Source organism: Duganella aquatilis, assembly GCF_009674565.1.
Lineage (GTDB): Bacteria > Pseudomonadota > Gammaproteobacteria > Burkholderiales > Burkholderiaceae_D > Rugamonas > Rugamonas aquatilis.
Map to the genome: position 1 here is coordinate 75498 of NZ_WKJL01000012.1, position 15061 is coordinate 90558.

Sequence of the window (15061 nt, forward strand, 5' to 3'; positions counted from 1 at the left end):
GACTCAGAAAGCATAACGGGCGCTGAACTTCACGGTGCGCATCGGACCGCCGACGGAATTCGGCGTGCCCAGGTTCTTGTTGTCGCCGCCGAAGCGGTTCTGCGGATTGCCCGGACCACCGACCCAGCCGTCATAGCCGCCGTAGTTGATGCTGTTGAACAGATTGAGCACGTCGGCGCGCAGCGACACGCGGCCGAAGCGGAACACGACGTCCTTCGACAGGCCCACGTCCACCTGGTGGAAAGCGGCGCCGTCGCCCTTGGCCGACACGCACTGGTCGAAGCCCTTGGAGCAGTCGGTGATGCGGTATGGCAGGCCGGAGCCGAGCGTCAGCTTCCCGGACATCATCAGGCCCCACGGCAGCCAGCCGTCCGACACGCCGGCCACCACCAGCCGGTGACGTTCGACGTCGGTCGACGGATTCCACGCGCGCGCGAAGCGGCCGTAGGTCCAGTTGAAGATATCGTTGGTCCACTCCTTGTTGGTGGTCTCGCCGCGGCTGTAGGTATAGGTCGCGCCCAGGCTCCAGGTGGAGGCCTTGGTGTAAGGCTTGTCCGCCTTCAGGTAGACCGCATCGGTCTTGGCCTCGGTGATGAAGTCGCCCAGCACCAGCGTCGAGTAGCCCGGCACCGAACCCCACAGCGGATCGATCGGGCTTTGCTGCGCCCAGCCGCCCTGCGGATCGCGGTTGCCGCCGAACCAGTTGAACTGGTTGTGGCTGCGCGAGTTGGTGTAGCCCACCTCGCCGTTCCACACGCCCAGCGCCTGGCGCAGGCCAAGGCTGTACTGGTCGGTGTAGGCCATCTTGTGATCGTTCTTGATCATCCAGATCTCGCCGCCGGCCTGTGCATTTTTCTGCGTTTCGTCCAGCGCGTGGTTGGCGATGGTGCGGTCGTAGGCGCGGCCCCAGCCCGCGAACAGCACCGACGCGCGGTCGCCCTTGATATCGTAGGACATGCCGAGGCGCGGCGCCCAGGCGTTCTTGAACGGCTTGCGGCTGTTGCCGGTGCTGATGTAGTCGTTGATGTTGATGCCGCCCTTGGCCAGCGACTGCGCATAGGTCTGGCCGGCCGGCGCGCCGTCACGCGGATCCTGCTTGTTGAAGATGGCGACGCGGTCGGCTGGCGTGACATAGCTGTCGTTCAGCATATTGTCTTCGTAGTCGTAGCGCAGGCCGAGATTCAGCAGCAGCTTGTCGTTGACCTGCCAGTCGTCCTGGAAGTAGATGCCGTACTGGTTGTTGTCGAAGTCGACGCCGGCCGCCGGAATCGCCGGATCGGTGCGGATGATGCTGGCCAGGCCGGTGACGGTGTCGATCCGTTCGTACAACTGGTCCACCGCGCGCGCGGTGCCGGACAGGTTGTAGCTGATGTGCTTGACCTTGAAGCCGCCCTTCATCGTGTGGCCTTTCAGGCCGGTGTAGGTCAGGTCATCCTGGAACAGCTGGCCGCTCTGCTGGCGGAACTGGTTGTTCGGCGAGCCGCCGGTGATCAGCACGTCCACCACGTTGTTGTCGGTGTTGCTGGGTGAGACCTGGTAACGGATGTAGGGATTGACGGCGGTCGAATGCGGATTCCAGGTGTACTTCTCGTAGCCCAGCCGCGCTTCGTTCAGCCAGCCATTGCTGCTCCACTCGTGCTTGAAGTCGAAGCGGTCTTCGTCGTTGCTGCGGTTGAGCGTATTCTCCGCCACGCTGAGCTTCATGTCTTCGGGGATCAGGTCGGTCTCGCGGCGGATGCGCGCGGTGGCCTCGACCCGCTGTTCGTTGTTGATCTGCGCGTCGAGTTTCAGCAGGAACAGGTCTTCCTTGAACGACGACACGGTGGCGCCCTGCTGCGCCAGCAGCGACGGCACGATGCCGGCGTTCGGCAGCAGGTCGGTGCGCTGTGCGATCACCTGGCGCGGGCTGTCGATCTTCTTGCCCTCGTAGGCGAAGAAGTAGTGCGCCACGTCCTTCTTGATCGGGCCGCCGAGCGTGACGCCATACTGGTCCTGCGACGACGCCGGCCGCGCAATGCCCTGCTTCTCGGCGTCCTTCTGGAACGGATCGAGCGCGGTCAGGTTGGTGCCGGTGTGGTCCCAGAAGGCGTCGCCATGCAGCTCGTTGCCGCCGGACTTGGTGACGGCCGTGATGGCGGCGCTGGACACCTGGTCATACTCCGCCTTGTAGTTCTGCGAGATCACCTTGTACTCGGCCACCGCCGACTGCGGGAAGGGATTGCCTCGGCTCGAATCGATGCCTGACACGCCGCCGCGCAGGATGTTGTTCTTCTGGCTGACGCCGTCGATGAAGACGTTGACGTTGTCCTGGTTCTGCGCCCCGCTCTGCAGCTTGACGTTGCCGCTCTGGTCGACGTTGAAGCGCACGCCCGGCGCCAGGTCGGCGAACGACAGGAAGTTGCGCGTCACCTGCGGCAGCTTCTCGATCTGCTGGCGCGACACCGAGGTGCCGACTTCCGAGCCTGCCACATCGCGGCGCGTGGCCGAACCGGTGATCACCACCTGCGTCACGCCTTCCTGCAATTGCAGGTCGACCTGGCTGGTCTGGCCGACGCTGACCGTCACCAGTTCCGACGCCTGGTCGCCGACCTTGATCTGGTAGGTGCCCGGCGCCACACCGGTCAGCACATAGCTGCCGTCGGCATGGGTGACGGCGTTGTAGGCGTAGCCATTGAGCTGGTTGACCGCCACCACGGCGGTGCCGGCGGCGGCGGTGCTGCCGCGCGTGATCTGGCCCTGGATGGTGGCGCTGCTCAGTTGCGCGCTGGCGTAGGGCGTGGCCAGCAAGGCGGCCGCCAGGGCGGCGGCCATGACGGAAAGACGTAATGCGGGGCTGCGGTGTGTCGCTGTTTTCATGCTTGTCTCCTGATTTTTTTGTATGTATCTAGGTCATGAAGCTGTGGTGGTACAGACGTGCTTAAGGTGAACTGGACTCTCCCGTGGAGGCGCGCAGCACCAGCTCGGCGGCCAGCGTTTCGGTGCTGGCCGCGCCGCGCCCGGCATGGCCGATGGCCGACAGCAGGCGCTCCAGCGACTGCACGCCGAGATCGGCGATGGGGACGCGCACCGTGGTCAGCGCCGGGCTGACATAGCGCGCGATGGGAATATCATCGAAGCCGGCCAGCGCCATGTCGCGCGGCACCTGCACGCCGCCCTGGGTCAGGGTGAGCAGCGCGCCGATGGCCATCATGTCGTTGGCGGCAAACAGCGCGGCGGGACGCTGTTCAGCCGGCATCGCCAGCAGCGCACGGCCCACCGCTTCGCCGGACTGCTCCGAGAAGTCGCCGTCGAACACGCGCGGCTGCGCGCCGGGCGCCAGCCGCGCCAGCGCCGCGCGGTAGCCGCGCAGGCGTTCCTGCGCCTCGTAGTTGCCGGCCGGTCCAGCGACGAAGGCGATCTCGTGATAGCCGCATGCGACCAGGTGTGCCACCATGGCGTGGGCGGCGCTGTAGTTGTCGACCGACAGCGACGGATAATGGCCGTCGCCACCGGCGGTGTTCATCAGCACGATGGGCAGCTCGTCCGGCAGGTTGTCCGACAAGAAGGCGGCGTCGACGTGCGGCGACATCACCAGCAGGCCGTCGACGCGGCCGCGCATGGCGCGCAGGGCCAGCGCCGCCTCGTCGGCGTCGCCGTGCAGGCTGGAGACCATCAGGTGCAGGCCGCGCTGGCGTGCGGCGCCGTCGATGCCGCGGATCATTTCCGAGAAGAATTCGCCGTACAGGTCCGGCAGCAGCACGCCGATGGTGTTGGTGGTGCTGGTGGTCAGGCTGCGCGCGCCCACGTGCGGCATGTAGCGCATGCGCTTGACCACGTCCAGCACATGCTTGCGGGTGTCGTCGGTGATGCTGGCATGGCCGTTGAGCGCGCGCGACACCGACGCCACCGACACGCCGGCTGCCTGCGCCACATCCTTGATCGTCACTGCCATGTTCCGCCTTTTTGAAAATGTAACCGGTTACATTGATATCAAAAAATAAAACCGGCTATCCAGACAACGAATGTAACCGGTTACATCAATACCTAATAAAGTCTACTCGCAATTTCAGCGCGCACCAAAGCTTTTTTTACAAGATTGTGCATATCAGCTGGCGTCGCCACTTTGCAATGTCAGGTGGAGACTTCGCCTTCTTTGATTTCGAGCACGCCGGGTAGTTCGCCGAGGCGCTTGCTGACGGCGCTGAACTGCCCTTGCGTCAGGCGCGACAGCGTGATCTGGATTTCGTCGATATCGGGTGCGCCAGCCTTGTGGCGCATGACGAAAGTCTTGACGCGGGCGCTGCCAGGACCGAGGGCTTCGTGCAGCCTTGGCAACGACAGCGCATCGCGTTCGGTGAAGATAACGATCGCCCGCAGCTGGCGGCTGGCGATGAAGCGCCGCTCCAGCGGCTTGATGCCGGCCAGGATGATCAGAATGATGACGGTTGCCGCCACCGCCGGAATATACAGGCCGCCACCGACCGCAAGCCCGATGCCGGCCACCGACCAGACGCTGGCCGCCGTCGTCAGGCCGCGCACGATCTCGCCGCGCGCCATGATGGCGCCGGCGCCAAGGAAGCCGATGCCGGACACCACCTGCGCCGCCATCCGCGAAGGATCGAGTCCAACGCCCGGCGCCGTGACGTCGGCGAAACCGTAGGCCGACACGATCATGATCAGGGTCGAGCCGACACACACCAGCATGTGCGTGCGCAGCCCGGCAGCCCATGCCAGGCGCTCGCGCTCATAGCCGATAAAACTGCCCAGCAAAGCCGACAGCGCCAAACGGCCGATCATGTCCCATTGCGTTACCTGATGCATGCATACCTCCGCAAAAGCACCACTTTACAGCGATTTGACAAACTCGCGTATCCCGCCCAGCAGCATCTCGACCGACATCGCCGTCAAGATCAATCCCATCAGGCGCTCGAAGGCCGTCATCACTTGCGGGCCGAGGACTTTCTGCAGCTTCTCGGCACTGAGGAACACCGCCAGCCACACCACGCCCACCGCCGACAGCGCCGCCACGTGCACCAGCACCTCCCCCGTGCTCTCGCGCGAGAACAGCAGCACCGTGGCCAGCGCCGACGGCCCGGCCAGCGCCGGGATCGCCAGCGGCACGATGAAGGGCTCGGCGCCGTCGGTGCGGCCCAGCACGCCATCGGGATGCGGGAAGATCATGCGGATCGAGATCAGCAACAGGATCACGGCGCCGCCGATGCGCAGCGCCACTTCCGACAGGTGCAGCGCGCTCAAGAAATGGCGGCCGAAGAACATGAAGATCAGCAGCAGCACAAAGGCGATCGCGCATTCGCGGATGACGATGCGCGGCCGGCGCGCCACCGGCACCGGATTGAGCACGCTGGCAAACAGCGGCACGTTGCCGAACGGGTCGGTCACCAGCACCAGCAGGATGAAAGTCTGGAAGAAGTCCTGGGTCATAAGCTCTCGAAAGAAAAAAGGGAGCCGCAGCTCCCTTGTTACAACGGCTTAGGCGGCCGTTTCGCCTTTCTTGATCCACGCCGCCAGCTGGTGCGGACGCAGGCCGTCGTAGTCTTCGAACGGCTGGTGGATCCATGGGTTGTGCGGCAGTTCTTCCATCTGGTAGTCCGGACGGAAAGCCGAGCTGCCCTTGGTCCAGATCACCGCCGACTTGACTTCGGTCACGCCTTCGAAGTTGTCCTTCAGGTGCTGCATGACCTTGGTCAGGGTGACGCCGGAATCGGCCAGGTCGTCGACCAGCAGGATCTTGCCGCTCAGCGGGCCTTTGGTCATCGTCATGTACTTGGCGATGTCCAGGTCGCCCTGGGTGGTGCCCTTGTCTTCGCGGTACGAGCTGGTCGACAGGATCGCCAGCGGCACGTCGAAGATGCGCGAGAACACGTCGCCCGGACGCACGCCGCCGCGCGCCAGGCACAGCACCATGTCAAATTTCCAGCCCGACTCGTGCACCTTGAGCGCCAGGCGCTCGATCAGGCGGTGGTACTCGTCCCAGGAGACCCAGAGGTGTTTTTCGTTCGATTGTGGAGTGGTCATAAATTTCCTTGATTAGGCGAACGGATGACGCAGCACGATCGTTTCTTCACGATCCGGACCGGTCGATACCATGTCGATCGGCACGCCGACCAGTTCTTCGATGCGCTTGATGTAGTTGCGCGCGGCAACCGGCAGGGCTTCCATGGTCTTGGCGCCCACGGTGCTTTCCTTCCAGCCCGGCATTTCTTCGTACACCGGCACGCAGCGCGCGGCTTCCTCGGCGCCCGACGGGAAGATGTCGACCGCTTCGCCGTCGATGGTGTAGCCGGTGCACAGCTTCAGCGATTCCAGGCCGTCCAGCACGTCCAGCTTGGTCAGGCACATGCCGGTCACGCCGTTGATTTGCACCGAGCGGCGCAGCAGCGCGGCGTCGAACCAGCCGCAGCGGCGGGCGCGGCCCGTCACGGTGCCGAACTCGTGGCCCACTTGCGCCAGGTGGTGGCCCACGCCGGCGTCGGTTGGCAGTTCCGACGGGAACGGACCGGAACCCACGCGGGTGGTGTAGGCCTTGGTGATGCCCATGATGTAGTGCAGCATGTTCGGACCGACGCCGGTGCCGGCGGCGGCATTGCCGGCCACGCAGTTCGACGAGGTGACGAACGGATAGGTGCCGTGGTCGACGTCCAGCAGCGAGCCTTGCGCGCCTTCAAACAGCAGGTTGGCGCCGGCCTTGTGCGCCTTGTACAGCGCGCTCGACACGTCGGTGACCATCGGGCGCAGGCGCGGCACGTAGGCCAGCGCGTCGTCCAGGGTCTTCTGGTAGTCGACCTTCGGCGCCTTCAGATAGTTTTCCAGCACGAAGTTATGGTAGTCCAGGTTGGCTTCCAGCTTCTCGGCGAAACGCTTTTCGTTCAGCAGGTCGGCGATACGGATGGCGCGGCGGGCCACCTTGTCTTCGTAGGCCGGGCCGATGCCCTTGCCGGTGGTGCCGATCTTGGCGTCGCCGCGGGCGGCTTCGCGCGCGTGGTCCAGGGCAGCGTGGTACGGCAGGATCACCGGGGCGGCGTCCGACACTTTCAGGCGCGAGGCGACTTCGACGCCCACGGCTTCCAGCTTGTCGATTTCGCGCAGCACGTCCGGCACCGACACCACCACACCGTTGCCGATGTAGCAGGCCACGCCTGGGCGCATGATGCCCGACGGGATCAGTTGCAGCGCAGTTTTGACGCCGCCGATGACCAGCGTATGGCCGGCGTTGTGGCCGCCCTGGAAGCGCACCACACCCTGGGCGTGGTCGGTCAGCCAGTCGACGATTTTGCCTTTACCTTCATCGCCCCATTGGGTACCGATGACGACGACGTTTTTTGCGTTTTTGTTTGACATCACATTAACCTAAGTTTTTAAGAATCCAGTTACTACCATGCTCTTCGAGGACCAGCGCGCGATCGCACTCGAACTCGTCCAGTTCGTGGCTGTGACCCGGCATACTCTGGATCACCACTTCGCCGGACTTGCGCAGCTCGGCGATTTTTTCCTTCAATTCCGGCGCATTGCCCCACGGCGCGCGGATCGAATGCTTGCGTTCCGCAGTGGGCAACAGGCGCGCCAGTTCGCGCAGGTCGAGCGAGAAGCCGGTGGCGGGACGCGCCCGGCCGAAGGCCTCGCCTACGTGATCGTATCGGCCGCCGCGCGCCACCGCGTTCGGCAAGCCTGGCACATACAGCGCGAACATCGCGCCGCTTTCGTATTGGTAGCCGCGCAGGTCGGCCAGGTCGATGGCGACCTGGGCGCGGCCGATGGCCGACGCCGCCAGCGCGGCCAGTTCGGCCAGCGCCTTGGCGATGCCCGGCAGGTCCGGCAGCACTTCGCGCGCCTTGTTCAAGACGTCGATGTCGCCGTACAGGCTCGGCAGGGCCAGCAACGCATCGCGCACCAGCGGCGCGTAGTCGTGGGTCAGGGCCTGCAGGTCCGGCACGTCCTTGGCGCGCAGCGCCGCATACAGCTTGGCCTCGTCGCGCTTGGCGGCCGGGCAGTTTTCCAGCAGCGCGCGCAGCACGCCGACGTGGGTCAGGTCCAGCCGCACGGCGGTGAAGCCGGCCAGGGCCAGCGACGCCAGCGCCAGTTCCTGGATCTCGGCGTCGGCTTCGAGGCCGGCGTGGCCGTACATCTCGCAGCCGATCTGCAGCGGCTCGCGGGTGGCATGCAGGCCCGACGGACGGGTATGCAGCACGCTGCCGGCGTAGCACAGGCGGGTGACGGAGGCACGGTTCAGCAGGTGGGCGTCGATGCGGGCGACCTGGGTGGTCATGTCCGGACGCAGGCCCAGCATGCGGCCCGACAGCTGGTCGACCAGCTTGAAGGTGCGCAGATCGGTGTCGGCGCCGGCGCCGGTCAGCAGCGATTCCAGATACTCCAGCAGCGGCGGCATGACGAGCTCGTAGCCGTACAGGCGGAAATTATCCAGCATCAGGCGACGCAACTCTTCAATCTTGCGTGCTTCCGACGGCAAAACGTCGGCGATATTCTCGGGCAGCAGCCAATTTGGCATGGGACTATTTAATTAAGAAATGAACAATGGGGCGCGCAGGCCCACGGCCGCGAACTGGACAGCCGAACCTGATATTTTACGCGAAAATGCGCCTACGGAGGGGAAAAAGATGCGATCCGGGAAGCCAGCGCGGCTTCCCGGTGCAGGTACGGCCTTACTTTTTGGCCGGAGCCGGGGCGGCGCCGCCGGCGCCCGAGCCTTTGAAGTACTTGAAGAAGTCCGAGCTGGAATCCATCACCATCACGTCGCCATGGTTCTTGAAGGTGGCGCGGTAGGCCTCCAGGCTGCGGTAGAACTTGTAGAACTCCGGATTGCGGCCAAACGCATCGGCGTAGATGGCCGACGCCTTGGCGTCGCCCTCGCCGCGGATTTCCTCGGCGTCGCGGTAGGCTTCGGCCAGGATCACGGCGCGCTGGCGGTCGGCGTCGGCGCGGATCTTTTCAGATTCCGCCGAACCGGTCGAACGCAGCTCGTTGGCCACACGCATGCGCTCGGCCTTCATGCGGTCGTACACCGAGTTGTTGATCTGCTCGACGTATTCCACGCGCTTCAGGCGCACGTCGATGATCTCGACGCCGATCTGCGCGGCTTCCTGCACCACCTTGGCGCGGATGCCTTCCATCACCTTGCCGCGCTGGCCGGAGATCACTTCCGACACGGTGCGCTTGGTGATTTCCTCGTTCAGCGCCGCCTTGATGATCTGCGACATGCGGTCGCGCGCGCGGCTTTCGTCGCCGCCAAAGGTGACGTAGTACAGCTTCGGCTGCGCTTCGCCGCGGCCGATACGCCATTTGACGAAGCTGTCCACCAGGATGTTCATCTTCTCGGCGGTGATGAAGCGCTCGGCGTCCGGCGATTCGATGGTCATGATGCGGTTATCCAGCAGCAGCACGTTCTGGAACGGCGGCGGCAGCTTGAAGTGCAGGCCAGGCTCGCGGATGACTTCCTTGATCTGGCCCAGCGCGAAGACGATCGCGTACTTGCGCTGGTCGACCACGAACACGGTCGACGACAGCAGCATCAGCGCGATAAACGCCAGGACAACGGTACTAGCTATGCGATTCATTAACGGCTCTCCCGGTCACGTAAGGCTTCGCGCGAACGCGGATCGCGCTGGCGGTTCACTTCCACCGACGGCATCAGGTCGGACGGCAGCGTGGCGCTGGCGGCCGGCGGATTGGCCGCAGCCTGCGCCGCGGCGCGGGCCGCGGCGGCCTGTGCATCGGTGGCCGCCGCCTGGGCGATCAGCTTGTCGAGCGGCAGGTACAGCAGGTTGCTGCCGGACTTGGCGTCCACCATCACCTTGCTGGCGCTGGAGAAGATCTGCTGCATGGTGTCGAGGTACATGCGGTCGCGCGTCACGCCCGGCGCCTTCTGGTACTCGACCAGCACCTGCTTGAAGCGCGAGGCGTTACCGGTGGCGTTTTCCACCACCATCGAGCGATAGCCCTCGGCTTCCTGCATCAGGCGCGAAGCGTAGCCGTGCGCCTTCGGAATGACTTCATTGGCGTAGGCCTGGCCTTCGTTTTTCTGACGCTCGCGGTCCTGCCCTGCTTTCACCGCGTCGTCGAAGGCGATCTGCACCTGCTCCGGCGGCTGCACCGCCTGCAGCGTGACGCTGGACACCAGCACGCCCGAAGCGTAGCGGTCGAGGATCTGCTGCATCAGCTGCTGGGTTTCAAAGGCGACCTTGTCGCGGCCTTCATACAGCACGAAGTCCATCTTGTTCTTGCCGACGATTTCGCGGATCGAGGTTTCTGCCACCTGACGCACGGTGTCTTCCTCGTCGCGGTTGTTCATCAGCCACGCAACCGGATCCTTCAGCTTGAACTGCACGGCGAACTGGATGTCGATGATGTTTTCATCGTCGGTCAGCATCAGCGATTCGCGCGCCTGCTTGTTCTTGATATTGCCACGGTAGCCGATTTCCACCATGCGCATCTGCGACACCTTCACCGTCTCGTCGCTCTGGAACGGGTACGGCCAGCGCCAGTTGAAACCGGAGCCGGTGGTGTGGCTGACTTTACCGAAGGTGTAGACCACGCCGGTCTGGCCCTCCTGCACGATGAACGAACCGCTGGCGAGCCAGATCAGCGCGACCACCGCGCCGATGGCGCCGGCCGTGGCGCGCACGCCGCCGCTGATGTCGGGGCGATTGCCGCCGCCGTCGCCGCCGCTGTTGTTGTCGTTGTTATTGTTGTTGGGCGGGCGCTTCTGGCCGAACAAGCCGTTCAGGCGCTGATTGAAATCGCGCCACAGTTGCTCCATGTCCGGCGGGCCGCCGTCGCCCGGCTTCTTGCCTTCATTGGCTTGCGGCTTGTCGTCCTTCCCCCAGCGAGGGTCGTTCAGCGACAGCTTGATGCCAAGTCGTTTCATAAGTGAGGAGACACGCATTAGTGTGATCCAACGTCAGTGAGGGTGGGACTGCTCTCTACTTCTTCTAATTCTTGTTCTAGGTCCTGTTGAGACTCATAGGTCTCGTTCAGGCGCGCGCCCGGCGCCGCCTTGGCCCATTCGGTGATGGCCTCGCGCAGCAGATCGAGTCCCTCGCCGGTGCGGGCACTGAGGAAGACGCGAGAAATCTTATCATATTCATCTCGCTCAACCGATGGTTCGAGGTCGGCCGCGTCGATCTTGTTCCACACCAGAATCTGCGGAATGTGATCGGCGCCGATTTCCTTGAGCACCAGGTTGACCTGCTCGATCTGCTCCATGCGCACCGGCGACGCGGCGTCGACCACGTGCAGCAGCAGATCGGCGTGGATGGTCTCCTCCAGCGTGGCGCGGAACGCCGCCACCAGCTGGTGCGGCAGCTCGCGCACGAAACCGACGGTATCGGACAGCACCACGTTGCCGACCTCCTCGCCCATGTAGACGCGGCGCGAGGTCGTGTCCAGCGTGGCGAACAGCTGGTCGGCCGCATACACGCCGGCCTTGGTGACGGCGTTGAACAGCGTCGACTTGCCGGCATTGGTGTAGCCGACCAGCGAGATCGAGAAAGTCTGGGTACGGTTGCGCGAACGGCGTTGCGTCTCGTGCTGCTTGCGCAGCTTGGCCAGCCGCGCGCGCAGCGCCTTGACCCGCTCGCCGATCAGACGGCGGTCGGTCTCCAGCTGCGTTTCACCGGGACCGCGCAGGCCGATACCGCCCTTCTGGCGCTCAAGGTGAGTCCAGCCGCGGATCAGGCGCGTGGCCAGGTGCTGCAACTGCGCCAGCTCGACCTGCAGCTTGCCCTCGTGGCTCTTGGCACGCTGGGCGAAGATATCAAGAATCAGGCTGGTCCGGTCCAGCACGCGGATGTTCAGGCGCTTTTCCAGATTGCGTTGCTGCGCCGGCGACAGCGCGTGGTTGAAGATGACGATCTCGATGCGATCGGCCAGCACGGCCTGGCCGATTTCGTCGGCCTTGCCGCTGCCGACGAAATAAGCCGCGTCCGGGGAGGACCGCTTTGCCGTGATGGTCGTCACCGGTTCCGCACCTGCTGAACGGGCCAGCAGGTTCAGTTCCTCGACGCTGGCGGCAAAGTCGCCCTGACCAAAATCGATACCGACTAGAGCTGCGCGCATACGACGGTCAGGCTATGTGGGAAGAAGCGATGCTGCAAATGCTTATTCCGCTTCGTTTTCAATATTGAGGTTGACGGCGCGTGCCGGCACCACGGTGGAGATGGCGTGTTTGTACACCATCTGGGTCACGGTGTTACGCAGCAAGACGACGTATTGGTCGAACGATTCGATATGGCCTTGCAGCTTGATGCCGTTGACCAGATAGATCGATACAGGAACGTGTTCCTTGCGCAAGGCATTGAGGAATGGGTCTTGTAACAGTTGCCCTTTGTTGCTCATAACAGCTCCATTTTATGTTGTTGTGTTGGAAGTGGAGGCGAAACGCTTGATTTCAAGGTCGTGGCCCAGCGAAAACTCTTACAAAAGTCAAATAATTTTCGCTGAAACACCGCTCGCCACGTCAAAAGTGGTGCTTCTAAGCCACTGTACCTTGTTTTGGTTTTTTTTGCAGGCAGTTCCTGCAAAAAAACACGTTATTTTCCGGAAGTTTTTGCGAACGGATTCTTACCGGTGCGCAGCTCGATCCGCAATGGCGTGCCGACCAGGTTGAACGTCTCGCGGAAATGCTTTTCCAGATAGCGCTTGTAGGGCTCGGCCACCGCGTCCAGGGCGTTGCCGTGGATGACGATCACCGGCGGGTTCATGCCGCCCTGGTGCGCATAGCGCAGCTTCGGACGGATCGAGCCTTTGCGGCGCGGCTCCTGCTTTTCCACCGCTTCGATCAGCGCGCGGGTCAGCTTCGGCGTCGAGAGGTCGGCGAAGGCGGCGGCGTAGGCCTGGTCCAGCGACTTCATCAGCGGGCCGATGCCCTGCGCCTTCAGCGCCGAGATGAAGTGCATCTTGGCGAAGGACAGGAAGTCCAGCTTGCGGTCGATGTCGATCTTGATCTCGTCGCGCTCGTCGGTGCGCAGGCCGTCCCACTTGTTGACGGCGATGACCAGCGCGCGGCCGGTCTCTAGCACGAAGCCGGCGATGTGGGCGTCCTGCTCGGAGATGTCCTGCTGGGCGTCGAGCATCAGCACGACGACGTTGGCTTCCGAGATCGATTGCAGCGTCTTCACCACCGAAAACTTCTCGATGGCTTCGAACACCTTGCCGCGGCGGCGGATGCCGGCGGTGTCGATCAGCGTGTACTGCTTGCCGTCGCGTTCGAACGGAATCTCGATCGAGTCGCGGGTGGTGCCCGGCATGTCGAAGGCGATCACGCGCTCTTCGCCGACCAGGGTGTTGATCAGGGTCGACTTGCCGACGTTGGGACGGCCCACCAGGGCGATCTTGATGCCGCGGTCGGCCGGCTCCAGCTCTTCCGGATCTTCCGGACGCTTTTCGAACGCCGTGTCCAGCGCCAGCTCGACCAGGTCGTGCACGCCGTCGCCGTGGGCCGACGAGATGACCGCCGGTTCGCCCAGTCCCAGTTCATAGAAGTCCGCCACCACTGCGTTGTAGCGCATGCCCTCCGCCTTGTTCACGACCAGCAGCACCGGACGGCCGCTTTTACGCAGGAAGTCGGTGATGGTCTTGTCGTGCGGCGTCAGGCCCTGACGGCCGTCGACCAGGAAGATGACGACGTCAGCTTCGGCCACGGCCTGCTTGGTCTGCTTGGCCATCTGGTGGAGGATGCCTTCCTTGGCCACCGGCTCAAAGCCGCCGGTGTCGATAACGAGGAAGGGACGTTCGCCGACACGGCCCTCGCCATAGTGACGATCGCGCGTCAACCCAGGCAAGTCCGCCACCAGCGCATCGCGCGAGCGGGTCAGACGATTGAACAAGGTCGATTTCCCTACATTGGGTCGACCCACTAGTGCGATTACCGGCTTCATTTTATTACTCGACCGCGAGAGCGGTCACTGTCCCTGATTGGGTTTGGAAAATCAAATTCGTGCCAGCGATGACGGGATCAGCCTGGATAGGGCTGCCGTCGGTCGCCACACGACCAATAAATGCGCCATCTTCCCGCGACAGGAAGTGGATATAGCCCTGGTAGTCGCCCACCGCCACCGCGCGTCCATAGGACACGGGAGTGGACAGCACACGGTACAACAGTTTGTCGTTCTTCCAGGCGTTGGCGCCGTTTTCACGGCTATAGGCGGCCACGGCGCCATTCTCGTCCGAGACGAATACAAAACGCTGGTCCACGGCCACGCCCTTGTCGGACGAAGTGGCCTTGCTCCAGTGCGGTGCGCCGGTGGTGGCGTCAAAGCACGCCACGCGGCCCTGGTACGACACCGCGCACACATCTTTTTCGAAGATCACCGGGGTGCCGGCGATATCGGTCACGCGTTCCAGCTCGGTGGCGCCGCGCGGTTCGCCGACCACCACTTCAAAGCGGTTCAGGCCACCGGCCAGGGCCAGCGCCAGCAGCTTGCCGCCCGGCTGGGCGATGTAGGCGTTCGGGCCGCTGATCACCATGCCCGGCGCGTTGCGCAGGGTCAGGGCCGGCGTGGTGCGCGCCACGTTCCATTTCTTGTCGCCGGTCTTGGCGTCGTAGGCGGTGATCATGTTGTCGACGCTGCGCACGATGACCACGCCGCCGCCCGCTTCCGGCGACGACAGCACTTCGCTGGTGGCTTGCGCCTTCCACAGCTGCTTGCCGTTGATGTCGTAGGCCAGCACCTGGCCCTTGGCGCCGCCGACCACGACCACTTCACCGTCGGTGCCGACGCCGGCCGTCAGGTCGACGCCGGTCTTGGTGCGCCAGATTTCCTTGCCGGTGGCGGCATTCAGTCGCACCAGCGCGCCGCCGGCATCGGCCACGTAGACGCTGTCGCCCGCCGTCGCCGGCGTGAACACCGCGTTGCCGGCCTTGCCGGCCGAGTACTTCCACATCACCTTCGGCGTCAGCGATGGATTTTTCAGTTCCACCAGCGGCGCCGGCTGGTTCTTGGTATCTTTGGATCCGAACAAGGAACAACCGGCCAACATCGCAAACACGCTTGCTGCAACTACTTTTTCGGTAATACGCATAATTTATAAACCTTGATCGTTACGTGGT

The 15061-nt window shown here is 63.8% G+C and carries 13 protein-coding genes; all 13 read right to left on the reverse strand.

Annotated elements, in window-relative coordinates:
• Positions 1-3: 3 nt before the first annotated feature.
• A complete protein-coding gene (locus tag GJ698_RS16920; RefSeq protein WP_154359033.1) occupies positions 4-2856 on the reverse strand; it encodes a TonB-dependent receptor in 2853 nt (950 codons plus the stop codon).
• A 61-nt stretch (positions 2857-2917) separates the two neighbouring features.
• Positions 2918-3931, reverse strand: a complete 1014-nt coding sequence (locus GJ698_RS16925) for a LacI family DNA-binding transcriptional regulator (protein ID WP_154359034.1) — start codon at positions 3929-3931, stop codon at positions 2918-2920.
• Positions 3932-4110: 179 nt separating this feature from the next.
• Positions 4111-4800, reverse strand: coding sequence for an MgtC/SapB family protein (locus tag GJ698_RS16930; RefSeq protein ID WP_154359035.1), 690 nt, complete (start codon positions 4798-4800; stop codon positions 4111-4113).
• 24 nt (positions 4801-4824) lie between these two features.
• Positions 4825-5421, reverse strand: coding sequence for a MarC family protein (locus GJ698_RS16935; protein WP_154359036.1), 597 nt, complete (start codon positions 5419-5421; stop codon positions 4825-4827).
• 48 nt (positions 5422-5469) lie between these two features.
• Positions 5470-6015, reverse strand: a complete 546-nt coding sequence (locus GJ698_RS16940) for a phosphoribosyltransferase (protein WP_154359037.1) — start codon at positions 6013-6015, stop codon at positions 5470-5472.
• A gap of 12 nt (positions 6016-6027) precedes the next feature.
• Positions 6028-7338: an adenylosuccinate synthase gene (locus GJ698_RS16945; RefSeq protein WP_154359038.1), complete on the reverse strand. Its 1311-nt coding sequence runs from the start codon at positions 7336-7338 to the stop codon at positions 6028-6030.
• Between the two features lie 4 nt (positions 7339-7342).
• The gene (locus tag GJ698_RS16950) at positions 7343-8503 is read right to left on the reverse strand and encodes an ATP phosphoribosyltransferase regulatory subunit (RefSeq protein WP_154359039.1); all 1161 of its coding nucleotides are present in this window, start codon (positions 8501-8503) and stop codon (positions 7343-7345) included.
• 154 nt (positions 8504-8657) lie between these two features.
• Entirely contained in the window at positions 8658-9569 is a 912-nt protein-coding gene (hflC, locus tag GJ698_RS16955; protein WP_154359040.1) for a protease modulator HflC, read from the reverse strand.
• Entirely contained in the window at positions 9569-10879 is a 1311-nt protein-coding gene (gene hflK, locus GJ698_RS16960; protein ID WP_229260031.1) for an FtsH protease activity modulator HflK, read from the reverse strand. Before hflK ends, hflC begins: the two co-directional genes overlap by 1 nt.
• A gap of 17 nt (positions 10880-10896) precedes the next feature.
• Positions 10897-12069, reverse strand: a complete 1173-nt coding sequence (hflX, locus tag GJ698_RS16965; RefSeq protein WP_154359042.1) for a GTPase HflX — start codon at positions 12067-12069, stop codon at positions 10897-10899.
• Between the two features lie 42 nt (positions 12070-12111).
• Positions 12112-12348, reverse strand: coding sequence for an RNA chaperone Hfq (gene hfq / locus GJ698_RS16970; protein ID WP_072780809.1), 237 nt, complete (start codon positions 12346-12348; stop codon positions 12112-12114).
• A 194-nt stretch (positions 12349-12542) separates the two neighbouring features.
• The gene (gene der / locus GJ698_RS16975) at positions 12543-13889 is read right to left on the reverse strand and encodes a ribosome biogenesis GTPase Der (protein ID WP_154359043.1); all 1347 of its coding nucleotides are present in this window, start codon (positions 13887-13889) and stop codon (positions 12543-12545) included.
• Positions 13890-13893: 4 nt separating this feature from the next.
• Complete coding sequence (gene bamB / locus GJ698_RS16980) at positions 13894-15033, reverse strand: outer membrane protein assembly factor BamB (protein WP_154359044.1); 1140 nt, start codon at positions 15031-15033, stop codon at positions 13894-13896.
• Positions 15034-15061: the final 28 nt, after the last annotated feature.

Coding starts and splice junctions, on each gene's coding strand:
- GJ698_RS16950 (WP_154359039.1), bottom strand. CDS start 8,503: ATGCCAAATTGGCTGCTGCCCGAGAATATCGCCGACGTTTTGCCGTCG.
- bamB (WP_154359044.1), bottom strand. CDS start 15,033: ATGCGTATTACCGAAAAAGTAGTTGCAGCAAGCGTGTTTGCGATGTTG.
- GJ698_RS16945 (WP_154359038.1), bottom strand. CDS start 7,338: ATGTCAAACAAAAACGCAAAAAACGTCGTCGTCATCGGTACCCAATGG.
- GJ698_RS16920 (WP_154359033.1), bottom strand. CDS start 2,856: ATGAAAACAGCGACACACCGCAGCCCCGCATTACGTCTTTCCGTCATG.
- GJ698_RS16925 (WP_154359034.1), bottom strand. CDS start 3,931: ATGGCAGTGACGATCAAGGATGTGGCGCAGGCAGCCGGCGTGTCGGTG.
- hflK (WP_229260031.1), bottom strand. CDS start 10,879: ATGAAACGACTTGGCATCAAGCTGTCGCTGAACGACCCTCGCTGGGGG.
- GJ698_RS16935 (WP_154359036.1), bottom strand. CDS start 5,421: ATGACCCAGGACTTCTTCCAGACTTTCATCCTGCTGGTGCTGGTGACC.
- der (WP_154359043.1), bottom strand. CDS start 13,889: ATGAAGCCGGTAATCGCACTAGTGGGTCGACCCAATGTAGGGAAATCG.
- hflC (WP_154359040.1), bottom strand. CDS start 9,569: ATGAATCGCATAGCTAGTACCGTTGTCCTGGCGTTTATCGCGCTGATG.
- hflX (WP_154359042.1), bottom strand. CDS start 12,069: ATGCGCGCAGCTCTAGTCGGTATCGATTTTGGTCAGGGCGACTTTGCC.
- GJ698_RS16930 (WP_154359035.1), bottom strand. CDS start 4,800: ATGCATCAGGTAACGCAATGGGACATGATCGGCCGTTTGGCGCTGTCG.
- GJ698_RS16940 (WP_154359037.1), bottom strand. CDS start 6,015: ATGACCACTCCACAATCGAACGAAAAACACCTCTGGGTCTCCTGGGAC.
- hfq (WP_072780809.1), bottom strand. CDS start 12,348: ATGAGCAACAAAGGGCAACTGTTACAAGACCCATTCCTCAATGCCTTG.